Genomic DNA, 23,046 nt, shown 5'->3' with positions numbered 1-23,046 from the left:
CTAGAATGATGGTTCCTCACTAACTCGGCGGATCCCGGTCCGCTGTTCCCTGGGAGCCGCCTCCGTGTCCGATCCGCTGATCCGCTCGACGCCCCTCCACGGCGCCTCGGCGCGGCAGTGGCTGCGGTCGCGGCACGCCGAAGTCGAGCCCGACCCCGCGTTCGCCGTCACGGGTCAGGAGGCGTCGGCCGAGGGCGTGCTCCTCCGGCGGATCTGGCACACGGCCGGATCCATCCACTTCCACCCGAGCCCCCGCGCCGACTCGCGATCGGTGGTGCTCCTGCTCCCGCTCGAGGGCGTGTTCACGGTGTCCTGCCGGGAGGAGCGCGGTGTCGTCGTGCGCGGCACGGTCGCCGTGCTGCCCGCCCGAGCCGGAGCGACGATCACCACGAGCGCCTCCGGTTCCCGGCTGATCCTGGTCGTGAGGCCATCGGGCGGCGCGGCCCCGCCGTCCGACCTCGTCGTCACCTCCTCCCCCGCGGCGCCCGTGCTGGTCGCCGCCGCTAACGCCCTGCTCGACGCCGGCCTGCCCGTGAGCGACGGGCTGCGGACGGCGCTGCAGGGGCTCGCGGCGGCCGTCCTCACGCGATGATGCGAGCTGTCAACCCTCTCGGCCCCGACAAACCGCCCGGGGAGACGTCCTCGAACATCGAGTGACGCCGATCGTCGGCGCCGGAAGGAGCACTCGCCATGGCCGAGATCACCGCCCACCACGGGCTCTTCAAGGACACGAACCTGCACGTCGACGACACCGGCGGATCGGGACGCCCGGTCGTCCTCATCCACGGCTGGCCCCTCTCGGGCGAGTCGTGGAAGGAGCAGGTCCCCGCGTTCGCCGAGGCCGGCTACCGCGTCGTCACCTACGACCGCCGCGGCTTCGGGCGCAGCGACAAGCCGCTCACCGGCTACAGCTACGACACGCTCACCGAGGACCTGCACACCCTCCTCACCGAGCTCGACCTGCAGGACGTCACCCTGGTCGGCTTCTCGATGGGCGGCGGCGAAGTCGCCCGCTACTTCACGAAGTACGGCGCCGAGCGCCTGCACAGCGTGGTCTTCGCCTCGGCCGTCCCGCCGTACCTGATGAAGACGGACGACAACCCCGACGGCCCGCTCGAGAAGGCTCAGGCCGCGCAGATGACCGCCGGCCTCACGAAGAGCGAGGACGACTTCTACGACCAGTTCACCACCGACTTCTTCTCGGTCGACGGCGTCCTGAAGGTGACGGAGGAGCAGCGTCAGGAGGCGATCGCTCTGGCGAAGCAGTCGGCCAAGCACGCCGCGCTCGCCTGCATGACCGCGTTCGCGACCACCGATTTCCGCGAGGACCTGCCGAACGTGTCGGTCCCCGCGCTCGTCATCCACGGCGACGGAGACGCCACCGTGCCGTTCGAGGGCTCCGGCGCGCGCACCCACGCGGCGATCCCCGGCTCCGAGCTGCACGTCGTCCACGGCGCCCCGCACGGTGTGACCGTGAGCCACCCTGAGGAGTGGAACCGCGTCGTCCTGGAGTTCCTCGCGAAGTAGCCGGGGCGCCCCGCATGCTGGTCGAGCAGCCCCGCAGGGGCGTGTCGAGACCCTCCGCACAGAGGCGGATCTCGATACGCGCGCTGCGCGCGCTACTCGACCAGCATGAACCGGGGACTCCTCACCGACGACCCCCCGTCAGCCCTTCTCCGCGCCCTCGGTGGTGTTCATGATCCGCCGCTGGAAGACGAAGAACAGCACGGCGACCGGGATCGACATCAGCACCGCCGCCGCGAGCTGCAGCGGGTACTGGTTGCCGGTGCCCAGCTGCCCCGACACGAGCGACGCGACTCCGGTCGTCAGCGTGTTGAGCTCCGGTGACTGCCGCGACACCACGAAGTGCGAGAACTCGTTCCACGACCCCTGGAACGACAGGATGAACAGCGTCACGATCGCCGGGCGCGCCATCGGCACCACGATCGAGCGGAACGTCCGGAACACCCCGGCCCCGTCGATCCGCGCGGCCTCCTCGATGGAGAGCGGGATCGAGTCGAAGAACTGCTTCATGATGAAGATCCCCGCCGCGTCCACGACGAGCGGGACGATCATCCCCGCATAGCTGTCGTAGAGGCCGAGCTGCTTGAGGATCAGGAACCGCGGGATCAGCAGCACCACCGCGGGCACGCTCATCACTCCGATGAACAGCGCGAACAGCAGGCCCCGCCCGCGGAAGCGCAGCCGCGAGAGCGCATAGCCGGCCAGCGAGTCGAAGAAGACCCGGCCGACGGTGACGACCACGGTGACGATCACCGAGTTGAGCGTCCACAGCGGCAGCGGCACATCGGTGAACAGCCGCTCGTACGAGGCGAACGACCACGTCGCGGGAAGCAGTGACAGCGGGTTCGCGGTGGCGTCGGCGTCCGACTTGAACGACGAGGCGACCGAGATCAGGAACGGGTAGATGTACACCAGCGCCAGAGCGATGAGCAGCAGGTAGCCGCCGATCAGCGACGCGCGGCCGCGGGCACCGAGGCGGATGCGGCGGTGCGGGACCGGCGCGGCGGGCTCGGGGCTCTCCGGGGCGCGGGTGTCGGGCTCGGCCAGCGTGCTCATCGGATGCCTCCCGTGGTGAGGGTCGTCGCGGCGTCGGCTCGGGCGGCGCGGCGGGGGCGCCGGCGCGGCTCCCCCTTCTCGCGGAGGACCGCCCGCTGCAGGAGCGTCAGCACGACGATGATGAAGAAGAGGATGAAGGCGATCGCGGCGCCCTGGCCCCAGCGGAGATCCGTGAACGAGGACTCGTAGGCGAGGTACGCCGGGGTGAGCAGCGTCTTGCCCGGCGCCCCTCCTCCGGTGAGGTAGATCTGGTCGAACACCTGCCAGGTGCCGATCAGTCCGAGGGTCAGCACGGTGAAGAGCGTGGGCTTCAGCATCGGCAGGGTCACCGAGAAGAACTTCCGGAGCGGCCCGGCGCCGTCCATCAGCGCCGCCTCGTCGATCTCGGCGCCGATGTTCTGCAGCGCCGCGAGGAACAGCAGCATGAACGTGCCCGAGGTGGTGAAGATCGCCATCGTGATCAGGACACACATCGCGACGGACGGGCCGGAGAGCCAGTCCCACCAGGTGAGGCCGAGCGGGGCGCCCGCCGCCAGGGGCCCGGAGCCGTCGACGCCGACGGCGCCCAGGAGCGAGTGCAGGACGCCGGTCGGGTCGGCCATCCAGGTCGGCCCGTCGGCGCCGAACCAGCCGAGCACCGCGTTGACGACGCCGGAGGCGGAGAAGAGGAACAGGAAGATCACGGTGATCGCGATCGAGGAGGTGACGGAGGGGAAGTAGAAGGCGGTGCGGAAGAAGCCCCGGCCCCGCAGGATCCGCCGGTTCACCTGCACGGCGAGGAAGAGCGCGAGCGCGGTCTGCAGCGGCACCACGAGCAGCACGTAGTAGACGTTGTTGCGGATCGCGGTGCCGAAGTCCTTCTGCGCCAGGCCGGAGTCGGTGAGCACCGCGCGGTAGTTGTCGGCTCCGACGAACTGCGCGGTGGGCCCGAGCGGCGAGCCGAGCCCGTTCCAGTTGCTGACGCTGACCCAGAGGGCGAGGCCGATCGGGACGACGAGGAACACGCCGATCACGACGATCGCCGGGAGGGTGAAGAGCCAGCCGTAGCGGGCCTCGTGCCCGCGGATGCCGGAGCGGCGGCTCCGGGGGGCGGCGGTGGTGCTCATCGACGGGTCTCCTTCGACTCACGTGCGCGGGGTGGGGGCGTGCCGGGCGGGCACGGGGAGGCGGCGGTCGGGTCCGCCGCCTCCCGGCCGGGCTACTTCGCGTTCGCGGTGTCGAGCGCGTCCTGCAGGTTGGTCTGCAGGTCGCTCAGGATCGACTCCGGGTCGCCGGTCGCGAGGCCCTCGAGCGCCGAGTTGAAGTCGGTGATGACGGTCGCCGCGCCGGCGAAGGCCACCGGGCTCACCGCGTAGTCGTTGCCGGAGACGAAGGCGGCGTTCTCGGGGTACTTCGTCGCGTACTCGGCGGCTCCGGTCTCGGTGGAGGGGATGACTCCGAAGGCGTCCGAGAAGGCGAGCTGCTGCTCGTCCGAGGTCAGGGCCGACACGAGCGACTCCGTCTTCTCGGCCGAGGCGCTGCCGACGGGGATGCCCCAGCAGTTGCTGAAGGTGAAGGTCGACTTCCCGCCGGGGCCGGCCGGGAGCTCGGCGACGCGGTAGTTCACGTCGGGGTAGTCGGCCGCGAGCGCTCCGTTGATCCACGGGCCCTCGATGACCATCGCCGCCGCGCCCTTGCCGAACGCCTCGCCGGACCAGCCGGAGTCGAGCGCGGCCGGGAACTTCAGCACGCCGTCGGAGAGCAGCGTCTTCACCTCGGTGAGGCCCGCCACGTTCTCGGGGGTGTCCGCGGTGACCGTGGCGCCGTCCTCCGAGAGGAGCGATCCGCCGGCCTGGTTCATGAAGGTGCCGATGCGCGCGTACTCGGCGCCGAAGGAGAGCCCGGTCACGCCGTTCGCGGTCAGCTTCGTCGCCGCCGACTCGAGCGAGGCCCAGTCGGTGGGGACGTCCGCGTCGGTGAGGCCGGCCGCCGCCCAGAGGTCAGTGTTGATCACGAGGCCGAGCGTGGAGAAGTCCTTGGGCTCGCAGTAGAACTGGTCGTCGTAGCTGAACGCGTCGCGCAGCGCCGGGTAGAACGCGTCGGCGTTCCCGGCGTCCTGGGCGTACGGCTCCAGGTAGCGGTTGCTCGCGTAGGTCTGGAACTGGTCCCAGCTCATGTAGAAGAGGTCGGGCGGGTTGCCGCCGGAGAAGCCCTGACCGAGCTGCTGCGTCAGGTCGCTGGCGGCGACGACGTCGACCGTCGTGCTGTTCTGCTCGCCCCAGGCGTTCACGGCGTCGGTGACGGCGGTCGTCTCGGCGTCGCCGGACGAGCCGATCATCACGGTGAGGGCGGAGTCTCCGCCCGCGTCACCGGAGTCGGAGCCGCTCGAGCAGGCGGCGAGCGGGAGCAGCAGGCCTCCGGCGAGGATCGCGGCACCCCAGCGTGCCGCGCGGTGGGTGGGGGTCATGGTCTGGCCTTTCGTGGGGAGGGGCGCCGGTCGGAGTGACGGCGCCTCAGTCGGCGGGGTGGTGGAGGGGCGTGCGGAGCACGAGGTGGGGCTCGATCAGGCGGTGGGCTTCGCCCGGAGCGAGCGAACGGTGGACGACGTCGTCGCCGCGCTCGCCCAGCAGGAGCTCGAGCGCGCCCGCGGCCACCGCGTCGAGGTCCTGCTCGATGCTCGGCAGTCCGACGGCCGCGGCGACGGGGGTGTTGTCGAAGCCGACGATCGGGAACGAGGGCCGACCGACGGCCACGGCGGCCATCGAGGCGCCGAGCGCGAGCGAGTCCGAGACGCAGACCAGGCCGTCGAGCTCCGGGGTCGAGCGGAGGAACTCGATGGCCGCGATCCGGGCCTGCTGGACGTCGTCCTCGGAGGAGGCGGCGAGCAGGGGCGCGCCGCGGAAGCGCTCGCGGTGCACCCGCTCCCAGCCGCTGCGGCGGTCGTCCCCGGTCGCGGATCCGCTCGGCCAGCCGAGGAACCCGATGCGCGAGCAGCCGCTGTCGGCGAGGTGCGCGGTGGCCTGGGCGAGCCCGGCGGCGCCGTCGACGTCGACCCAGAGGTGCTGCGGGTCGTTGCGGTCGTCGACGCCCCAGGGCCGGCCGAAGGTGACGAAGGGCACGGCCTGCTCGATCAGCCAGGCGGTCCGGGGGTCGCCGTAGAAGGTGGAGGTGAGCACGAAGGCGTCGACGTCGGCGCCGTCGCGGAGGCGCCCGATCCGCTCGATCTCCTCCTCCGGGCTCTTCGCCGTGTAGAGGAGGATGCGCATGCCCCGCGCATCGGCCTGCTCGGTGACGGCGTGGAGGAAGCGGTCGAGCAGGCTCCCGGAGATGCCGTCGAGCACGCGGTCCATCCGCACGCCGATGGTGCCGGACTTGCGGGTGCGGAGGCGGCGGGCGGAGGCGTGCGGGCGGTAGTTGAGATCGCCGATCGCCTTCTCGACGCGCTCGCGGGTGCTGTCGCGGACGATGTGCGGGCTGTTGAGCACGTTCGACACGGTCTGACGCGAGACGCCGGCGGCACGGGCGACGTCCTCGACGGTCGGCAGTGCCATGCGTCCTCCTCGACGTGCTCTTGATCGTTCCAACCTGGCGGGCTCCACCGGTTTGATCGATCAAATCCTTCGGTAAGGTTACCTCCGACGACGCCGCTGTCAACCGTCCGCCCCCTCCGGCACTCCCGGGGACCGGCGGAGGACGATCGGCGGCACGCCCCCAGCACCGACGATCCAGTGAGGAGTCGACCGTGACGACCGAGCGCGACGACCGACAGACCCCGCCCCGCCAGCCCCTCCTCCACGACTCCTTCGTCCTGCTCCGCGCACCGGTGCAGCTGTGGTCGGACGAGGCGGGCGAGGTCGGCTCCCGCCCCGTGCACGGGCTCTACCTCGGCGACGTGCGCGTGCTCGCGGGCGCCTCGCTCCGCGTGGGCGGCGAGGCGCTGGAGCCGATCGCCACCGGCCGCGACGGCGCCTCCTCCGCCCGCTTCACCGCACTCGCCCGCCATCTCGACGACGCCGCTGCGGACCCGCGGCTCCGCGTGGTCCGCTCGCGGGAGGTCTCCGCCGGCGGCGTCCGCGAGAGCATCCGTCTCGAGTCGGCGCTCCCCGACGAGGTCGCGACGACCGTCGAGCTGACCCTCGACCCCGACTTCTCGCTCGTGCACGTGGTGAAGGCTGGTCTCCGCGACGAGCCCTCCTTCGAGACCGCGGCGGTGGACGGCGGCCTCGACTGGACCCACGGCCCGGTCCGCGCCGAGCTGCGCGCGCCCGGCGCCTCGATCTCGGGCACGGTGCTGACCTGGAGCGTCGTGGTCCCCGCCCGCGGGAGCGTCGAGGTCGTGTGGAGCGTCGCGACGGAGGACGCGGCCGCCGTGGTCGCCGCCGCGTCCGGACCGGCCGAGTGGGCGGGGACCGCGCTCGAGACCGGCGACTCCCGCCTCGCGTCCTGGTGCCGTGCCGCGCTCGACGACCTCGACGCCCTGCGCATGGTCGCCGTGGAGCGCCCCGGCGAGCCGTTCCTCGCCGCGGGAGCGCCCTGGTTCTTCACCCTCTTCGGCCGCGACTCGATCTGGGCGGCGCGGATGCTCCTCCCCCTCGGGACCGGGATCGCCGCCTCCACCCTCCGCGTCCTGGCCGGCCTGCAGGGCACCCGCCACGTCGCGGACACCGCCGAGCAGCCGGGCAAGATCATGCACGAGCTGCGCGCCACGACCCTCGAGATCCCCGGCGAGGGCGTCTCGCTGCCCCCGCTCTACTTCGGCACGGTCGACGCCACCGCTCTCTGGGTCTGCCTCCTGCACGACGCGTGGCGCTGGGGACTCCCGGACGACGAGGTGGAGGAGCTGCTGCCCGCTCTGGAGGCGGCGCTGCGCTGGCTCCGCGACGACGGCGACTCCGACGGCGACGGGTTCCTCGAGTACGTCGACACCACGGGGCACGGCCTCGCCAACCAGGGCTGGAAGGACTCGGGCGACTCGATCCAGTGGCGCGACGGCACCCTCGCCGAGGGCCCGATCGCGCTCTGCGAGGTGCAGGCCTACGCCCACGAGGCGATGATCGGCGGAGCGGCGCTGCTCGAGCACCTCGGCCGCGACGGCTCCGAGTGGCGCGAGGCGGCGGCGACCCTGAAGGCGCGCTTCGCGGAGGCGTTCTGGATCGACGATGCGGACGGCGGCTACCCGGCGATCGCGCTCGACGCAGCCAAGCGCCCGGTCGACACGATCACGAGCAACCTCGGCCATCTCCTCGGCACCGGCATCCTCTCCCCCGGGCACGCCGCCCGGGTCGCCGAGCTGCTGGTCTCCCCCGGGCTCGACTCGGGCTTCGGCCTCCGCACCCTGGACACCGGCTCGGGCGGCTACTGGCCACTGTCGTACCACGGCGGCTCGGTCTGGGCCCACGACACCGCGATCGCGGTCACCGGGCTCGCCCGGGAGGGCTTCGGGTCGGAGGCGACGACCCTCTCGCGCGGGCTGATCGCGGCGGCCGAGGGATTCGGCTACCGGATGCCGGAGCTGCATTCGGGCGATCCCGCCGCCGAGGTGCACGCGCCGGTGCCGTACCCGGCCGCCTGCCGTCCGCAGGCCTGGTCGGCGGCCGCCTCCGTCGCCGTGCTGTCGGCGGCGCTGGGGCTCGCTCCCGGAGGCGACACCCTGGTCGTCGCGCCGCTGTCGCCCGCGCTCGCCGGGCCGATCCGCGTGCACGGGATCCGCTACCGCGGCTCCGTGGTGCCGGTGGACTGGGACGGCAGGATCTGAGGCGCCGCCGCGCTCAGGGCAGGCGCGCCACGACCGCGCGCGCGATGCGCCGGCCCGACCGGTTCGCCCCGATGGTCGAGGCCGTCGGGCCGTAACCGGCGAAGAAGACGCGCGGATCGGTCAGCGAGGCTCCGTCGGCGACCGCGATGCCGCCCTCCCGCTCGCGCAGCCCGAGCGGAGCGAGGTGACGCAGCTCCGGCCGGAAGCCGGTCGCCCAGATGATCGCGTCAGCGCGCGTGAAAGAGCCGTCCGGCCAGCGCACGCCCTCCTCCTCGATCGACGAGAACATGCCCCGCTCGTGCAGCAGCCCGCGCTCGATGGCGGCGACCACCCGGCGGGTGCGCTGCACGCCGGTGCCGCCGACGATGCTCGGCAGGGGCAGGCCGGCGCGAGCGGCGCGGTCCTGCTCGGCCACGGCCTCCACCGCCGACTCCATCGCCAGCTGCTCGCCGTCGTGGTACACGACCGGCCGCCGGGTCGCCCAGGTCAGCGAGCGCGCCACCCGTTCGAGCTCGAGCAGGAAGCCGATCGCCGAGGTGCCGCCGCCGACCACGAGCACCTGCTTCCCGGCGAAGTCCTCGGCGCGGACGTACTCGGTCGGGTCGATCTGCACGCCGCGGAACCGGTCGCGCCCGGGGTAGTGCGGGACGAAGGGCGAGCCCCAGGTGCCGGTCGCGTTGACGAGCAGGCTCGCGCGCTCGACCGCGCGGTCGGTCTCGACGACGAGGGGCGACCCCGTGTCGTGCGGTGTCGCACTCGACACGCGCCGCACCGACTCCGGACGGCGGATCTCGAGACCGAGCTCCTCCTCGTAGCGCCCGTAGTACTCGCGGACCACGTCCCGGGCCGGCCGGCGGCGGTCGGCCGTGCGGAACGACAGCCCCATGCGCTCCATGCCCGGGAGGTCGTGCACGCGGTGCGCGGAGCCGAGCCGCAGCGCCTCCCAGCGGAACTGCCAGGCCCCTCCGGGCTCGGGTCCGCGGTCGAGGACCACCAGGTCGCGCCCGGGGACGAGGCCGAGACGGCGCAGGTAGTAGGCCACGGACAGGCCCGCCTGACCCGCGCCGATCACCACGACGGGGCGCGGTGGGGCGACGCTGTCCACGGTGCTCCTGACGCGGTCGAGGATGGGCGGCCGTCCGGCAGATCGAGGCCCGGGGTGGCGTGTCCCCCGTCTGCTAAACTACCGCGTAGATTTCAACTTTCCCTGTCTGCTCTTTTCCCCAGCCGGCTCACTGCCCGTCTGGCCTGTCATCGTGAGGGGGTCACCCATGGGGCGCGGCCGTCAGAAGGCGAAGAACACCAAGATCGCCCGTGAGCTGAAGTCGTTCAGCCCGGCGGTCGATTACAGCGCGCTCGAGCGCGAGCTCAGCCACCCGGACGAGCCGGACTACTCGAAGTGGATCGACGCCGAGGACGACGGCGACGACACGGACCTCGTCGAGGAGCCGCACCAGAAGCGTGCGTGACTCCTCCCGTGACACGGGGCCGCTCCCTCGGGGCGGCCCCGTTCCGCGTGCGGGCGGGGATCCGACGGACGAGGTTACGGGCGGAGGACCGGTCGACGGCGCCGTCCGGCAGCTGTCGACGCGGATCGCCTACGAGACCCCGTGGATCCGCGTCCGCGAGGACGAGGTGCTCTGGCCGGGCGGAACGCGCGGCGCCTACTCCGTCGTCGAGCGCGACGACTACGCCCTCGTGCTCCCGCGGGAGCGCGGCGGGTTCTGGCTGGTCGAGCAGTACCGGTATCCGATCGGCCGCCGCGCGTGGGAGTTCCCGGCCGGCGGCTGGCCGCACGGCTCCTCCGGCGGCGACGCCGAGGCTCTCGCGCGCGCCGAGCTGCGCGAGGAGACGGGCCTCCGGGCCGAGCGGCTGACGCACCTGGGCCGGCTCGCGGAGGCGTACGGCTTCGTCGCGCAGTCCGTGGACGTCTTCCTCGCCGAGGGGCTCGAGCACGGCGAGCACGAGCGCGAGGACACCGAGCAGGACATGCGGCAGCAGTGGTTCCCCGATGCGGAGGTCGCGGCGATGGTCCGCTCCGGGGCGATCGTCGAGACGGCAGCGGTGGCCGCGCTCGCCCTCTTCCATCTGGAGCGCGGGTCGCTCGGCTGAGCACGTCCTCCCGCTTTCCGCCACTGCGTGCAGAATGTCGGTGCTCGCTGGGACACTGACCGGATGAGCACTTCCCCGCCCGCACGGCTGCCCGTGTGGCAGTCGGAGCGTCGCGGGAACGACCTCGACGAAGCGCGCGACTTCTACGCGGGCTCGTACAACGGCTCCGGCTTCCGGGCCGAGCGCTCGGTCGTGCCGTTCGCGTTCCGCTACACGACGACCGGGCCCGGGCCGGTGAGCCTCCACTCCGCCTCGTTCCTCGGGCGGGTGCGCGGCACGGTGGCCCCGAGCGACGTCTACGTCGCCCTCTGGCTGACCGCGGGGCGCGCCTCCCTCGACCTGGGGCGCGACGAGCACCGCCTGGTCGTCGGCCGCCCGGCGATGTTCCCGAGCGGCCGGCCCTTCGGCTTCGAGGCTCTCGAGTACCGCGACGCGCTCGTGCACTTCGAGGCCGCCCACCTCGAGGCGATCGCCGCCGAGCTGCACGGCACCGAGCCCGGCCCGCTGCGGTTCGCCCCCGTGGCGCGAGACACGACCGCCTGGTGGGCGGCGGTCCGGCTCCTGCGCGACACCCTCGCCTCCGCGCACACGCCCACCGTGCTGCAGCGCGACGGCGTCGCCCGCATCGCCGCGCTCGCCGCCCTGCAGACCTTCGCCCACCGCATCGCCCCGCTGCCGGCCGTCCCGCCCTCGGTCAGCGCACGGCGCCTCCGCCGGGCGGTGGAGTTCGTGCAGGCCAACGCCGACCTGCCTCTCGGAGTGGCCGACATCGCCGACGCGGCGGGGCTCACGGTCCGCGGCGTGCAGCTGGCGTTCCAGCGCGCCTTCGGCGAGACCCCGCGGCACTACCTGCGCGACGTCCGCCTCGAGCGCGCGCACGAGGAGCTCTCGGCCGGATCGGCCGGCTCGCTGGTGGTCGGCGACGTCGCCGCCCGATGGGGGTTCATCAGCGGCGGGCGCTTCGCCCAGCACTACGCGACGCGCTTCGGCGAGCTCCCGAGCGAGACCCTGCGCCGCTGATCCCGCCGATCCCCGACGGCGGTTCCGCCGCGGGGTGTTCGGGCGTACTGTCCGAGGACCGCCCGCTGCCCCGCGGGCCCGCGTCGATGGAGCCGCGAATGTTCGAACCTGGAGGATCCGCGCGACCTGTCGCGCGGGTCGGCTACGTCACCGCCGCCCTGCTGGTCGGCGCGATCCTGGTGGGCGGCGCGGTCGGCGCCGCCGTCGCCCTGGTCCTCTACCTGCCCGGCGTCCTCGCCTCCGACGGTCCGCCCGGGCTGGTCAGCTTCGGCCTGCTCATGGGAGCCGCGTCCGGCGCGGGCATCGGAGTCGTCGGAGGCGCGGGAGCGGTCGCCGGCATGGTCGCAGTGCGCGTCGCGAGCCGCCGCGACGGTCCGTTCGTGCTCGGCACCAGCGCGGGCGCCGGCCTCGGCGTGCTGGTCGCCTCGGCGAACCTGCTCGTCAGCCGCGACGCTCCGACCTGGGCGACCGCCCTGCTCGCCACCGCGGCCGCCTGCGCCCTCTGCGCGGCGGGCTCGTGGCTGCTGACCCGGCACGAGCACTCCTGGGAGCGCGCGCACGCCGCACCGCGCTGATCCGCGGCGCCTCCGGAGGTCAGCCGGCGTAGGACCCGACCAGGCGGACCGCTCCGCCGTCCACGCCCTTCGCGCCCTGCTCGAAGCCCTCGAACCCGCGCGCGGCCGACGAGACGCGACCCGCGGCCCAGGACGGGACGCCCGAGCGCTCGAGGCGCGCGATCACAGCGTCGGCCGCCTCTGCCGCGACCACGGCGAACATGCCGATGCCGAGGTTCCAGGTGCCCTCGGTGCTCTCAAGCGTCGCGCCGGACATCCCGGCGAGCGCGCGGAACACGTCGGACGGGCTCCAGCTCGCCCGCTCGACCTCGACCCAGGAGCCGCGCGGCAGCACCCGGGCGAGGTTCGCCGCGATCCCGCCGCCGGTGACGTGGCTGATGGAGTGGACGGCCGGGCCGAGCTCGGCGTCGTCGAGCAGGTCGAGGAGGGGTCGCGTGTAGAGGCGGGTCGGCTCCAGCAGCACCTCGCCGACCACGCCGCCCAGCTCCTCGGAGCGGTCGGTGAAGCCGATGCCGCGCTCGGCGAGGATGTGGCGCACGAGCGAGTAGCCGTTCGAGTGCAGTCCGGAGGAGGCCATCGCCACCACGACGTCGCCGTCGCGCACGCGGTCGGCGCCGCGCACCTGGTCCGCCTCGATCGCGCCGACAGCGGCGCCCGCCACGTCGTAGTCGTCGGCTCCGAGCAGGCCCGGGTGCTCCGCCGTCTCGCCTCCGACGAGCGCGGTGCCCGTCTCGGAGCAGGCGCGCGCGATGCCGGCGACGATGTCGGCGATGCGGGCCGGGACGACCTTGCCGCACGCGATGTAGTCGGTCATGAAGAAGGGGCGGGCGCCGACCACGACGATGTCGTCGACGACCATGCCGACGAGGTCCTGCCCGATGGTGTCGTGCTTGTCGATCGCCTGCGCGAGCGCGACCTTCGTGCCGACGCCGTCGGTCGAGGTCGCGAGGAGGGGGGCGCGGAAGTCGCGGAGGAAGGAGACGTCGTAGAGGCCCGCGAAGCCGCCGACCCCGCCGAGGACGTTGCCGTCGTGCGTCGCCGACACCGCCGACTTCATCAGCTCGACGGCGAGGTCCCCCGCCGCCGTGTCGACTCCTGCGCGGGCGTAGCTGCTCGTCTCATCACTCACGCGACGACCCTACCGACTGCCTTCTCCCGTCGCGGCGCGGCCCGACAGAGCGCGCCCTCGCCGAGCGGTCTGCTGCTCTGGATGGCGGGCACGACCAGCCGCGAGCCCGCGGCTCCGCAGGGCTGGCGACGCGTCCTGGACCGCAGTCTCGCGGGAGCCTGGACGACTCCGAGCAGCTGAGCGGCCGCGCGGCGCCCCGCTGACGGCCCGGCCGATCCGCCGGTCGACACCGCTCAGAGCAGCCCCGGGACCACGGATCCGCCCAGGGCGAACCATTAGGGGATGAGTCCCCCGCGTGCCAGGATGGATCGTCAAACCCCCCTGCTATCCCCTTGGGAGCCCCTCCGGCATGTGCGGAATCGTTGGGATCGTGTCCTCCGGACCGGTCAACCAGTCCATCTACGACAGCCTCTCCCTCCTGCAGCACCGCGGCCAGGACTCGACCGGCATCGCGACCGCCGACGGCAGCACCCTGCACATCAAGAAGGCGGCGGGACAGGTCCGCGAGGCGTTCCGCACCCGCGACATGCGCTCGCTGCTGGGCTCCATGGGCCTCGGCCACGTGCGCTACGCGACGAAGGGCAACGCCGAGCGCGAGGAGGAGGCCCAGCCGTTCTACGTGAACGCGCCGTACGGCATCATCCTCGTCCACAACGGCAACCTCACCAACACGCGCGAGCTCACCGAGGAGCTCTTCCGCATCGACCGCCGCCACCTCAACACCACCTCCGACACGGAGCTGCTGGTCAACGTGCTGGCGAACGAGCTGCAGGCCTCGATGTCGGGCCGCGACCTCGACGCCGACGAGGTGTTCGACGCCGTCGCCCGCGTGCACGAGCGCGTCGAGGGCTCCTACGCCACCATCGCGCTGATCGCCGGCGTCGGGCTCCTCGCGTTCCGCGACCCCTTCGGCATCCGCCCGCTCATCGTCGGCCGCCGCAGCAACACCGGGGCGCCGGACGACTGGGTCGTCGCCTCCGAGTCGCTCGTGCTCGAGGCGCAGGGCTTCGAGATCGTCCGCGACGTCGCCCCCGGCGAGGCGGTCTTCATCACTCCCGACGGCCGGATGGCCAGCCGTCAGTGCGCGAAGGACCCGCGCCTCATCCCGTGCTCGTTCGAGTACGTCTACCTCGCCCGCCCCGACTCCGTGATGTCGGGCATCTCGGTCTACGAGGCGCGCCTGCGCCTGGGCGACCGCCTCGCCGACACCATCGCGCAGTACACGCCGGGCGGAGCGATCGACGTCGTCATGCCGATCCCGGACTCCTCCCGCCCCGCCGCGATGCAGGTGGCTCAGAAGCTCGGGATCGAGTACCGCGAGGGCTTCTACAAGAACCGCTACGTCGGCCGGACGTTCATCATGCCGGGGCAGGCGGTCCGCAAGAAGTCGGTGCGGCAGAAGCTCAACGCGATGTCGAGCGAGTTCAAGGGCAAGAACGTCCTGATCGTCGACGACTCGATCGTCCGCGGCACCACCTCCAAGGAGATCGTCGACATGGCCCGCGCGGCCGGCGCGAACACGGTCACCTTCGCCTCCGCCGCGCCTCCTGTGCGCTACCCGCACGTCTACGGGATCAACATGCCCTCGCGCCAGGAGCTCGTGGCTCACAACCGCCGCATCCCCGAGATCTCGGAGGCGATCGGCGCCGACCAGCTGATCTACCAGGAGGTCGCCGACATGAAGGCGGCGATCCTCGAGGGCTCGGACGTCACCGACCTCGAGACCAGCTGCTTCACCGGCGAGTACGTGACGGGCACCGTCACCCCGGAGTACCTCGACTGGGTGGAGCGCACGCAGCTCAGCTGAGCTCTGCACAGCGCCGGGCCCGGCGCAACGGGTGCCGCGGATCCGCGCGCCGCTCCATGATCGGTGGGTGCGCGGCCCCGCGCGCATGCACCCGAGGAGTCCCCCGTGATCTACCGAATCCTGCCGTTCCTGCTCACCTTCGTGGCCAAGAAGATCTCGAAGTCGCAGAAGGCCAAGCGCGCCGCCGCCAAGCGCGCCGCCGCCAAGCGCCCGACGTCCCCCACGAGCAGCAGCCGCCGCTCCTCGTCTCGCCGGGGACGCTGACGCCGCGGTCCCGTCCGCGAGCGCGAGCCGCGGGCGGGACCTTCAGCGGAGTGCCGCGGCCGCAGGACGGCCCGCCTCGGCCGGCTAGACCCGGTCGGACCCCGTCTGCGGATCGCCCTCGTCGGACGTCGTCGCGACGTCGGGCCGAGCCTCCTCGGCCACGGGCTCCTCGACTGCCTGCTCCTCGCGCTCGACGATCCGCTCGGCGGTCGTCCGGACGACCTTCCGGCCGACGACCCGGTCGAGCAGGACCACGACCAGCCCCGCCAGGGCGCCGAACAGCGTCACGAAGAGCAGCAGGCTGAAGCCGAAGACCTGCCCGCGGGAGAAGCCCTGCGTCTCGGGCAGCGCGAAGGTCAGCACGAACGCCACGATCGCTCCGAGCCCGACGCCGAGGGTCAGGATGCGCCACACGCGCGGGGAGCGGCGGACGTCGACCTCTTCGCGGGTGACCTCGGGGCGGGCGGGATCGCTCATGCCTCCATTCTCCCCCGCGCGGGCGAGGGCGCGGCACCGTGATCGCTCAGAGCGCGTGCACGAGCCGGCCGGCCTGCGCCCGCAGCTCGCGGACGACGGTGCGGACCGAGAGCCGCTCCGCCCGGTCCGGCCGCATCAGCGCGACGATGTGCCGCACCGAGTTCACCCCGCGGAGCGGCTTCACCACCACTCCCGCGCCGCCCGCTGTGTAGCGCGGGAGCACCGCGATGCCCAGGCCCGCCGCGACGAACGCCTCCGTCACGCGGGTCGACGCGAAGCGCTGCTCCACCCGCACCGCCTCGCCGGACGCGGTCTCGATGTCCTGCATCACCCGCTCGAACGGGAAGCCGTCGGGGACGCCGATCCAGGTCTCGCCGACCAGGTCCGCCGCCGAGACCGTCGCCCGGTCGGCAAGGCGGTGCCCGACAGGCAGGCCGATGTCGAGGGGCTCGATCATCAGCTCCGCCATCGCGAGGCCGCGGCCGGCCCAGGCGCTGCGGCCGGTGGGCGAGTGCGCGAGGACGATGTCGAAGTCGGCGGTCAGGTCGGCGAACTCGTCCGTGCCGGGGTCCGCGTCCTCGCACTGCACGACGAGCCCCTCGACGCTCCGGAGCGCCACCAGCGCGTTCGGGAGGAGCATCTGCCCGGCGGTCGGGAAGGTCGCGATCGTGACCTCGCCGATCGGGTTGTTCTTGAAGGTCTGCCAGACGGCGTCGGCCCGCTCGAGCGCGATCGCGATCTCGGTGGCGCTGCGGGCGAGCTCGCGCCCCGCCGCCGTGAGCACGACGCCCCGACCCGAGCGCTCGATCAGCGGCACCCCGGCCTCGCGCTCGAGGACTTTGAGCTGCTGCGAGACCGCGGAGGGCGTGCGGTGCGTCGCCTCCGCCACGGCCGTGATCGAGCGGCGCATCGAGAGCTCGCGGAGCAGTTCCAGTCGGCGGACGTCCATGTAGAGAAACTACACGTCAGGGCAAGAACAGTTCGATTGTCCTTCGGAACACGGGACCGGACACTGGACGTTGTACACAGCATCCCGGCGGATGGATCAGAAGCCGCCGCAACGAAAGGCAGAACACTCATGAGCATCGCAATCCTCGTCGTCCTCAGTGGCCTCGCCGCATGGGGCACGGTGTCGACGGTGCTCGTCGCCAGCCGCGACGGCTACCGCCAGGTCCCCGCGCAGCACTGAGCCCCGCCGCTCCGCGACAGCACCTCATCGCGTTCCGACGCCGTCTCCCGATAGGGAGGCGGCGTTCTCGCGTCTCCAGGGGCTGCGACCGCTCCTCGGGGAGCCCCTCCCCGCCCGCGGCACCCGGGCGGTCCCGCCCCTCGGCTCGCCCCCACGCACGACGACGGGCCCCCGACCGGAGTCGAGGGCCCGTCGTCGTGCGCGGTGCGGCTACTTCGCGGCGGTGCGGCGGCGCAGGCGCGCGACCGTCATGCCCAGACCGAGCAGCAGGGCGGCGATCCCGGCGGCGAACGCGGGGGTCGCGTCCACTCCGGTCTCGGCGAGGTGGTGCGACCCGGCGACCGGAGCGGTGGTCGGCGTCGGCGCGGGGCCCGTGGTGGGCGGCGTGGTCGGCGCGGGCGTGGGCTCCGTGGTCGGTCCGGGAGTGGGGGTGCCCGCTCCGGCGCCGGCCGCGACGGCGAAGCCGAGGCTGATCTCGGTTCCGGTGGTGTCGAGCGCGAACGTCGCGGTGTGCGCGCCGCCCGCCAGGCTCTCGTCGATCGGGACGGAGAACGAGGCGCGACCGGTCGAGTCGTCGGTGACGGCCCGGGTCGGGTCGATCGTCGCGGTGCCGACGACGGTGCCGTCGACGCTCGCGGTCACGGTGGTGTCGGCCGCGGCTCCGGTGCTGAACAGGAGCGAGGAGAGGTCGACGGTCATCGTGTCGCCGACCGCGTACTCGCCCGAGTCCGGGACGTTGTCGGTCAGGCCGATCGTGCGCTGCACGGGGTCGGGGCTGACGGTGCCGAGGTCCTGGATGTAGCCGACGAAGGCGTCCAGGTCGATGCGGCCGGAGTCGGCCGTGCCGGTGCCCTCGGTGAAGGTGCTGAAGCCGTCGCCGCCGCTCGCGAGGAAGCTGCTGGTCACGACGGTGAAGGTCGCGGCCGGGTCGATCGGCTCGTTCTGGAAGAACACCTGCGAGATGCGCGAGCCCTCGGGCGCCGTGGCGTCGAAGACGTAGGTGAGGTCCTTCGAGGTGGACAGGTTCAGCTGCGGGTGGCTGGAGCTGCCCACCCACTGCTCCTCGAGCAGGTCGGAGATCTGCTCGCCGGTCAGCTGCAGGGTCACCAGGGTGTTCGCGAAGGGCTGGGCGTCGGAGGCCTCGGCGTAGGTGACCACGCCGTCCGCGTCGCCGGGCTGGTCCGGAGTCGCGATGTAGGACAGGTCGTCGCGCAGGCCGCCCGCGTTCGAGAAGGCGATCTGCGTGCCGAGCTCACGGGTCGCCCAGAGCTGGGCGTCCGAGACCAGGTTGCCGAGGGTCGACTCCGAGCCGCGGTTGGTCGTGGTGCCGTCCGGGCGGTAGGCGCGCGAGATGTCCTCGGTGATGGTGCCGACCTTCACGCTGCCCTCGCGGACGGCGACGGCCTGGGCGTCGGCGACGATGGCCTCGACCTCGGGGTCGGGCGTGAAGGCGCCGACGACGATCGTCTTGGCCGGGTCGTCGGAGGTGGGGTCGTCGACGACCTTCGTGAGCGGGACGACCTCGCTGGTGAGCGAGGTGAGCTGCTTCGTCGCCGGGTCGACGGTCAGGGACATGCGGCCGATGTTCTCGGCGTAGCTGCCGGTCTGCGACACGACGGTCGGGAAGGCCCGGCCGGCGTCGATGCCCGCGTTGTACTCCTGGTGGCTGTGGCCCGAGACGATCGCGTCGACGTTCGGGGCGACCGCGTTGACGATCGCGCCGAACTTGGGGTCGGCCTCCGGGGTGTTCAGCTCGGCCGCGTCGGCGTCGGCTCCCTCGTGCAGGAGCAGGACGACCACGTCGGCCTCGTCGTTCGCGGCGTCGCCGTCCTGGAGCTGCGCGGCGACCTCGTTGACGTTCTCGGCGATCGGCTCGATGGAGAGCGTCGAGATCGTCGCCGGGCTGACGAGCTTGCCGAGGTCCTCGGTGATCGCGCCGATGAAGGCGACGGAGACGCCGTCCTGCTCGGTGATCACGTACGGGGAGTAGGCGCGCTCGCCGGTCGCGGTGTCGTAGAGGTTCGCGTTCACGTAGGGGAACGCCGAGGCGTCGACGACGCGGCCGTCGACGTCGTCGCGGCCCTGGTCGAACTCGTGGTTGCCCAGCGTGCTGACGTCGAGGTCCATCGCGTTGAGCGAGTCGAGCGTGGGGATGTCGCCCTGCACCTTCGAGACGAAGGTCGACGCGCCGATGTTGTCGCCGGCCGAGACGAACAGCGTGTTCGGGTTGGCGGCGCGGTAGGAGTCGACGGCGCCGGCGAGCACAGCGGCTCCGGCGACGGCGCGGTCGGCGGCGAGCCGCCCGTGGAAGTCGTTGATCGAGAGGATGTCGATGGCGACATCGCCCTCGGCCGCCACGGCGGGCGTGGCGCCGAGGAGAGCCGCTCCGGCGACGGCGCCGACGGCGGTCGCGGAGAGGAGTCGGGTGAGGCCGCGTCGGCCCGGGGAAGTACTGCGCATCGTGAAGGGGACTCCAAGCATCGAGCGGTGGATCCGGAGAGGATTCGTGCCGCGTGAGGGGGTTATTCCCAGACAACCCGACGGCGGACCCCAGGTCAAACGTTCTGACGACGGCTCGCCGCCGCGTTTACGAGAAGTTAACTCGCCGATGCTCAGCCGACGCGCAGGACGGGGAGGAACGGCGTGAGGTCCGCGCGCACTCCGGACGCGTGGATCCGCCCGCTCGCGAGGCCCTCGCTCCACGGCAGGGAGCCGGTCGCGAGCGGCAGCCAGGTCGCCGCGTCCATCTCGATCACGTTCGGCGGAGTGCCGCGGGTGTGGCCCGGACCCTCGACGCACTGGGCCGCGCCGAACGGCGGAACGCGCACCTCGACGCTGCGCCCGGGGACGTTCGTCTCGATGATCTGCAGGAGGAACCGGACCGCCGTCGCCGTCGTGTTCCGGTCCGCTCCCCCGGCGAGCGCCGCCCGCACCGCGGACTGCCCGCTCGCCTCGTCGATCCTGCCCTTGGCCATGCACCCATCCTCCCTCGCCGCTCACCCGGCTGCCGTCCGCGAGATGCCACTTGTGCAGGCGATCCTCGGCGTGTCGTCGTCACAGGTGGCATCTCGCGGGAGGCGGGCGGCTCGGAGGACGGCTCCGGCGCGGGGCGCCCTATCCTGTCAGGGTGAAGATCCTCGTTCTCGGTTCGGGTGCCCGTGAGCACGCCATCATCACGGCTCTCCTCGCGGAGGAGGAGCACCACGAGATCATCGCGGCGCCCGGCAACGCCGGCATCGCGCGCGACGTCGAGGTCATCCACTTCGACACGAACAGCCCCCGGCTCGTCAGCGACTTCGCCGTCGAGCAGGGCATCGAGCTCGTCGTGATCGGCCCCGAGGCGCCCCTGGTCGCGGGAGTCGCCGACGCCCTCCGCCGCCGACGCATCCCCACCTTCGGCCCCGACAAGGCCGCCGCCGCGCTCGAGGGCTCGAAGACCTTCGCGAAGCGCGTGATGGACATGGCCCGCGTGCCCACCGGCCGCGCCACACGCGTCTCCACCCTGGTCGACGCCACCCGCGTCATCGACGAGTACGGACTCCCGTCGGTCGTCAAGGCCGACGGCCTCGCCGCGGGCAAGGGCGTCCTGGTGACGGAGTCGCGCAGCGCCGCGATCGCGCACGCCGAGTTCTGGCTGCAGTCCGGCGACGTCCTCATCGAGGAGTTCCTCGCCGGCGAGGAGGTCTCCCTCTTCCTCCTCTCCGACGGCCACGACGTGGTCCCCCTCTCCCCCGCACAGGACTTCAAGCGCCTGGGCGACGGCGACGAGGGGCCGAACACCGGCGGCATGGGCGCCTACTCCCCGCTCCCCTGGCTCGCCGACCGCTGGGAGAGCGAGCGCGCCTTCGTCGACGAGGTGATCGACACGGTCGCCATCCCGACCATCCGCCAGCTCGAGCGCGAGCGCACCCCCTTCGTCGGACTCCTCTACTGCGGCCTCATCGTCACCGACGCGGGCCTGCGCGTGATCGAGTTCAACGCCCGCTTCGGCGACCCCGAGACCCAGGTCGTCCTCCCCCGCCTCGCCTCCCCGCTGTCCGCGCTGCTGCACGCCGCCGCGACCGGCTCCCTCGCCTCCGTGCCGTGGCCCGCGTTCACCGACGAGGTCGCCGTCACTGTCGTCCTCGCGAGCGAGGGCTATCCCGAGAACGCCGTCACCGGGCGGACCATCACCGGACTCGACGCGGCGGCGGACGTCCCCGGCGTCACCATCGCCCACGCAGCGACCCAGCTGGTCGACGGACGCTTCGTCGCCACCGGCGGCCGCGTGCTCAACGTCGTCGCTCGCGGCGCCGATTTCGTCGAGGCGCGGGAGCGTGCGTACCGCGCGCTCGACCTGATCCACCTCGACGGCGGGATGTACCGGAGCGACATCGCGGCGAAGGTCGCGCGGTAGCGCGACGGCAGCCGCGCCGCTCCTGAGAAGCCGCCCGCTCGACCGAGCGCGGCGAGCCGGCCTCCTCCTCGCCGCCGGCGGTGTCGTCCGGTGAGGCCCGCCGTGTCGGTGCGGCTGCACTCACCCCGGAGAGCCGAGGTGAGTGGACAGCTCGCGCGCCGTGAGCGAGACATAGGCCCCGAGTGCGTCCAGCTGTGATCCGATCCGCGACTTCGGCGCGCTGACGTTGATCGCCGCGACGATGCGGCCGGAGAAGTCGCGCACCGGCGCCGAGGCCCCTACGACCCCGCGCTCCAGCTCCTCGTCGAGCGTCGCCCAGCCCCGCTCCCGGATCCGCGCGAGCTCGGCGATCAGCGAGTCGAAATCCGAGACGACCGCCTTATCGACCGGCGGCTCCTCGAGCACCGAGAAGCCTGCCGCGGCCATGGCCGGATCGACCGGCCCCACCACCGGCCGGTCGTGCCCGTGCTCGTCGTACCAGGCCGAGAGGGAGGCGCGGTCCCAGTCGCTGATCAGGACCCGCCCCGAGGGTGTGCGCCAGGCCGCGGTGATGACCCCCTCCCAGCCCGTGGTGCGCACCTCGTGCGGGCTGAGCTCGCTGAGGACGGTGAGCACGTTGCCGCCGCGGAGCACGCAGAGGTGCGTGGTCTCGCGCGTGGAGCGGGCGATCCTCCGAAGGTGCGGGCGCGAACGCGCGATCAGCTGCGACTCGAGGGTGCGGGCGGCGAGCGAGAAGATCCGACTCCCGAGCCGGTAGCCGAGCGTGGCGGGATCGCGGTCGAGCAGGCCCGCGTCGGAGAGAGTGGCCAGGCTGCGCGAGATGACCGCCTTGTCGCGGCCGGTGAGCTGCGCGATGCGCATCACGCCCAGCCCGCCCGACTCCTCGGCCTCCGGTCCGCCCAGGATCTCGAGGATCTCGATGTCGCGGGCCAGGCCCGAGGAGTTGCGCCGCGGCGCCGCACTGTCGTCCTGCATGACGCAACGGTAGACGGCAGTTGTCATATGAGCAACATCCATTGTTTTTATGGCACCGCTCTTCGTACTCTGACCTCGTCGCCACTCGGCGGCCCCGCTCAATGGAGAGAAGGGAGTCATCCGTGCCCGGATCCGACGTCTCCGGACTCGTCGTCTTCCTCGGTCGCCGCTGGGACGACATCGCGGAGCTCGTCCTCGAGCACGTGCTCGTCGTGGCGGTCTCGCTCGTCATCGCCCTGGTGCTCGGCGTCGTGATCGGCCTGCTGGTATGGGACCGCCCGGTCCCCCGCTCGCTCGCCATCACCGCCGCCGGCATCGCGATCACGATCCCCTCGCTGGCCCTGCTGGCGATCCTCAGCCCCGTCCTCGGGCTCGGCTGGGCGCCGACCGTGGTGGCGCTGGTCTTCTACTCGCTGCTGCCGATCATCCGGAACACGGTGGTCGGCCTCCGCGAGGTCCCGAGCCACGTGCTCGAGGCGGCGCGCGGGATGGGGATGGGTCCACTGCGGGTCCTGCTCACCACGCAGCTGCCGATCGCCTGGCCGATCATCCTCACCGGCGTCCGCGTCGCCGCGCAGCTCACCATCGGCATCGCCGCCATCGCCGCGTACGTCGCCGGTCCCGGCCTCGGCCAGTACATCTTCAAGGGCCTCTCCTCGCTCGGCTCGAAGAACGCCCTCAACTACGCCCTCACCGGCACCGTCGCCGTCGTCGTCCTGGCGCTGCTGGTCGACGCCGCCTTCCTCCTGATCACCCGCTTCACCACCTCGAGAGGTCTGCGTGCCTGA

General features: G+C 72.6%; 22 protein-coding genes. 11 read left to right on the top strand and 11 right to left on the bottom strand.

What is annotated here, in order from left to right:
- Positions 1-64: 64 nt before the first annotated feature.
- On the top strand, positions 65-592 hold the full coding sequence (locus GSU45_RS01315; protein ID WP_159912044.1) for a hypothetical protein: 528 nt from the start codon (positions 65-67) through the stop codon (positions 590-592).
- 98 nt (positions 593-690) lie between these two features.
- A complete protein-coding gene (locus GSU45_RS01310) occupies positions 691-1,527 on the top strand; it encodes an alpha/beta hydrolase (protein ID WP_159912042.1) in 837 nt (278 codons plus the stop codon).
- A gap of 138 nt (positions 1,528-1,665) precedes the next feature.
- Here the strand turns inward: GSU45_RS01310 and GSU45_RS01305 are convergent, their stop codons facing one another.
- From GSU45_RS01305 to GSU45_RS01290, 4 genes are all read right to left on the bottom strand, one after another.
- Positions 1,666-2,580: a carbohydrate ABC transporter permease gene (locus GSU45_RS01305; protein ID WP_159912040.1), complete on the bottom strand. Its 915-nt coding sequence runs from the start codon at positions 2,578-2,580 to the stop codon at positions 1,666-1,668.
- A complete protein-coding gene (locus tag GSU45_RS01300) occupies positions 2,577-3,686 on the bottom strand; it encodes a sugar ABC transporter permease (RefSeq protein ID WP_159912038.1) in 1,110 nt (369 codons plus the stop codon). The genes GSU45_RS01305 and GSU45_RS01300 overlap by 4 nt, the downstream gene beginning before the upstream one ends.
- Before the next feature lie 92 nt (positions 3,687-3,778).
- Positions 3,779-5,026, bottom strand: coding sequence for an extracellular solute-binding protein (locus GSU45_RS01295; RefSeq protein ID WP_159912036.1), 1,248 nt, complete (start codon positions 5,024-5,026; stop codon positions 3,779-3,781).
- A gap of 46 nt (positions 5,027-5,072) precedes the next feature.
- Complete coding sequence (locus GSU45_RS01290) at positions 5,073-6,110, bottom strand: LacI family DNA-binding transcriptional regulator (RefSeq protein ID WP_159912034.1); 1,038 nt, start codon at positions 6,108-6,110, stop codon at positions 5,073-5,075.
- Between the two features lie 191 nt (positions 6,111-6,301).
- Here GSU45_RS01290 and GSU45_RS01285 point away from each other — a divergent pair, with 191 nt between their 5' ends.
- Positions 6,302-8,314, top strand: a complete 2,013-nt coding sequence (locus tag GSU45_RS01285; RefSeq protein WP_159912032.1) for a glycogen debranching N-terminal domain-containing protein — start codon at positions 6,302-6,304, stop codon at positions 8,312-8,314.
- 13 nt (positions 8,315-8,327) lie between these two features.
- Here the strand turns inward: GSU45_RS01285 and GSU45_RS01280 are convergent, their stop codons facing one another.
- Complete coding sequence (locus GSU45_RS01280; protein WP_159912030.1) at positions 8,328-9,419, bottom strand: FAD-dependent oxidoreductase; 1,092 nt, start codon at positions 9,417-9,419, stop codon at positions 8,328-8,330.
- 166 nt (positions 9,420-9,585) lie between these two features.
- Here GSU45_RS01280 and GSU45_RS01275 point away from each other — a divergent pair, with 166 nt between their 5' ends.
- From GSU45_RS01275 to GSU45_RS01260, 4 genes are all read left to right on the top strand, one after another.
- Positions 9,586-9,783 (top strand): DUF3073 domain-containing protein, encoded by a 198-nt coding sequence (locus GSU45_RS01275; RefSeq protein ID WP_097167615.1) that lies wholly within the window; start codon positions 9,586-9,588, stop codon positions 9,781-9,783.
- Positions 9,776-10,426, top strand: coding sequence for an NUDIX hydrolase (locus tag GSU45_RS01270; protein ID WP_244248172.1), 651 nt, complete (start codon positions 9,776-9,778; stop codon positions 10,424-10,426). The genes GSU45_RS01275 and GSU45_RS01270 overlap by 8 nt, the downstream gene beginning before the upstream one ends.
- A 63-nt stretch (positions 10,427-10,489) precedes the next feature.
- On the top strand, positions 10,490-11,446 hold the full coding sequence (locus GSU45_RS01265; RefSeq protein ID WP_159912028.1) for an AraC family transcriptional regulator: 957 nt from the start codon (positions 10,490-10,492) through the stop codon (positions 11,444-11,446).
- Positions 11,447-11,544: 98 nt separating this feature from the next.
- Positions 11,545-12,021: a hypothetical protein gene (locus tag GSU45_RS01260; protein WP_159912026.1), complete on the top strand. Its 477-nt coding sequence runs from the start codon at positions 11,545-11,547 to the stop codon at positions 12,019-12,021.
- A 19-nt stretch (positions 12,022-12,040) separates the two neighbouring features.
- Here GSU45_RS01260 and purM read toward each other — a convergent pair whose 3' ends face one another.
- Entirely contained in the window at positions 12,041-13,150 is a 1,110-nt protein-coding gene (gene purM, locus GSU45_RS01255; protein WP_159912024.1) for a phosphoribosylformylglycinamidine cyclo-ligase, read from the bottom strand.
- 349 nt (positions 13,151-13,499) lie between these two features.
- On the opposite strand from purM, the gene purF reads away from it, so the two are divergent.
- Both purF and GSU45_RS01245 read left to right on the top strand, forming a co-directional pair.
- The gene (gene purF / locus GSU45_RS01250) at positions 13,500-14,957 is read left to right on the top strand and encodes an amidophosphoribosyltransferase (protein WP_104223766.1); all 1,458 of its coding nucleotides are present in this window, start codon (positions 13,500-13,502) and stop codon (positions 14,955-14,957) included.
- A 105-nt stretch (positions 14,958-15,062) separates the two neighbouring features.
- A complete protein-coding gene (locus tag GSU45_RS01245; RefSeq protein ID WP_159912022.1) occupies positions 15,063-15,221 on the top strand; it encodes a hypothetical protein in 159 nt (52 codons plus the stop codon).
- An 84-nt stretch (positions 15,222-15,305) separates the two neighbouring features.
- On the opposite strand, the gene GSU45_RS01240 is transcribed toward GSU45_RS01245, so the two are convergent.
- The 4 genes from GSU45_RS01240 to GSU45_RS01225 form a co-directional block, all read right to left on the bottom strand.
- On the bottom strand, positions 15,306-15,698 hold the full coding sequence (locus GSU45_RS01240; protein ID WP_159912020.1) for a hypothetical protein: 393 nt from the start codon (positions 15,696-15,698) through the stop codon (positions 15,306-15,308).
- 46 nt (positions 15,699-15,744) lie between these two features.
- Positions 15,745-16,647 carry a LysR family transcriptional regulator gene (locus tag GSU45_RS01235; RefSeq protein ID WP_104277060.1) on the bottom strand — a complete coding sequence of 301 codons (903 nt, stop codon included), beginning with the start codon at positions 16,645-16,647 and terminating at the stop codon, positions 15,745-15,747.
- Positions 16,648-17,097: 450 nt separating this feature from the next.
- A complete protein-coding gene (locus tag GSU45_RS01230; RefSeq protein ID WP_159912018.1) occupies positions 17,098-19,347 on the bottom strand; it encodes a bifunctional UDP-sugar hydrolase/5'-nucleotidase in 2,250 nt (749 codons plus the stop codon).
- Positions 19,348-19,499: 152 nt separating this feature from the next.
- A complete protein-coding gene (locus GSU45_RS01225; protein WP_104277062.1) occupies positions 19,500-19,862 on the bottom strand; it encodes a sterol carrier family protein in 363 nt (120 codons plus the stop codon).
- Between the two features lie 152 nt (positions 19,863-20,014).
- On the opposite strand from GSU45_RS01225, the gene purD reads away from it, so the two are divergent.
- Positions 20,015-21,283 (top strand): phosphoribosylamine--glycine ligase, encoded by a 1,269-nt coding sequence (purD, locus tag GSU45_RS01220; protein ID WP_159912016.1) that lies wholly within the window; start codon positions 20,015-20,017, stop codon positions 21,281-21,283.
- 120 nt (positions 21,284-21,403) lie between these two features.
- Here the strand turns inward: purD and GSU45_RS01215 are convergent, their stop codons facing one another.
- Positions 21,404-22,258 carry an IclR family transcriptional regulator gene (locus GSU45_RS01215; protein ID WP_159912014.1) on the bottom strand — a complete coding sequence of 285 codons (855 nt, stop codon included), beginning with the start codon at positions 22,256-22,258 and terminating at the stop codon, positions 21,404-21,406.
- Positions 22,259-22,380: 122 nt separating this feature from the next.
- Here GSU45_RS01215 and GSU45_RS01210 point away from each other — a divergent pair, with 122 nt between their 5' ends.
- On the top strand, positions 22,381-23,046 hold the full coding sequence (locus tag GSU45_RS01210) for an ABC transporter permease (protein ID WP_348272084.1): 666 nt from the start codon (positions 22,381-22,383) through the stop codon (positions 23,044-23,046).

Origin of the sequence: Rathayibacter sp. VKM Ac-2801 (genome assembly GCF_009834245.1) — a bacterium.
In the GTDB taxonomy this organism is placed as follows: Bacteria; Actinomycetota; Actinomycetes; order Actinomycetales; family Microbacteriaceae; genus Rathayibacter.
This window is presented reverse-complemented; position numbering and strand designations above follow the sequence as displayed.

Coding starts and splice junctions, on each gene's coding strand:
- GSU45_RS01310 (WP_159912042.1), top strand. CDS start 691: ATGGCCGAGATCACCGCCCACCACGGGCTCTTCAAGGACACGAACCTG.
- GSU45_RS01305 (WP_159912040.1), bottom strand. CDS start 2,580: ATGAGCACGCTGGCCGAGCCCGACACCCGCGCCCCGGAGAGCCCCGAG.
- GSU45_RS01300 (WP_159912038.1), bottom strand. CDS start 3,686: ATGAGCACCACCGCCGCCCCCCGGAGCCGCCGCTCCGGCATCCGCGGG.
- GSU45_RS01295 (WP_159912036.1), bottom strand. CDS start 5,026: ATGACCCCCACCCACCGCGCGGCACGCTGGGGTGCCGCGATCCTCGCC.
- GSU45_RS01290 (WP_159912034.1), bottom strand. CDS start 6,110: ATGGCACTGCCGACCGTCGAGGACGTCGCCCGTGCCGCCGGCGTCTCG.
- GSU45_RS01275 (WP_097167615.1), top strand. CDS start 9,586: ATGGGGCGCGGCCGTCAGAAGGCGAAGAACACCAAGATCGCCCGTGAG.
- GSU45_RS01265 (WP_159912028.1), top strand. CDS start 10,490: ATGAGCACTTCCCCGCCCGCACGGCTGCCCGTGTGGCAGTCGGAGCGT.
- GSU45_RS01260 (WP_159912026.1), top strand. CDS start 11,545: ATGTTCGAACCTGGAGGATCCGCGCGACCTGTCGCGCGGGTCGGCTAC.
- purF (WP_104223766.1), top strand. CDS start 13,500: ATGTGCGGAATCGTTGGGATCGTGTCCTCCGGACCGGTCAACCAGTCC.
- GSU45_RS01240 (WP_159912020.1), bottom strand. CDS start 15,698: ATGAGCGATCCCGCCCGCCCCGAGGTCACCCGCGAAGAGGTCGACGTC.
- GSU45_RS01235 (WP_104277060.1), bottom strand. CDS start 16,647: ATGGACGTCCGCCGACTGGAACTGCTCCGCGAGCTCTCGATGCGCCGC.
- GSU45_RS01230 (WP_159912018.1), bottom strand. CDS start 19,347: ATGCGCAGTACTTCCCCGGGCCGACGCGGCCTCACCCGACTCCTCTCC.
- GSU45_RS01225 (WP_104277062.1), bottom strand. CDS start 19,862: ATGGCCAAGGGCAGGATCGACGAGGCGAGCGGGCAGTCCGCGGTGCGG.
- GSU45_RS01215 (WP_159912014.1), bottom strand. CDS start 22,258: ATGCAGGACGACAGTGCGGCGCCGCGGCGCAACTCCTCGGGCCTGGCC.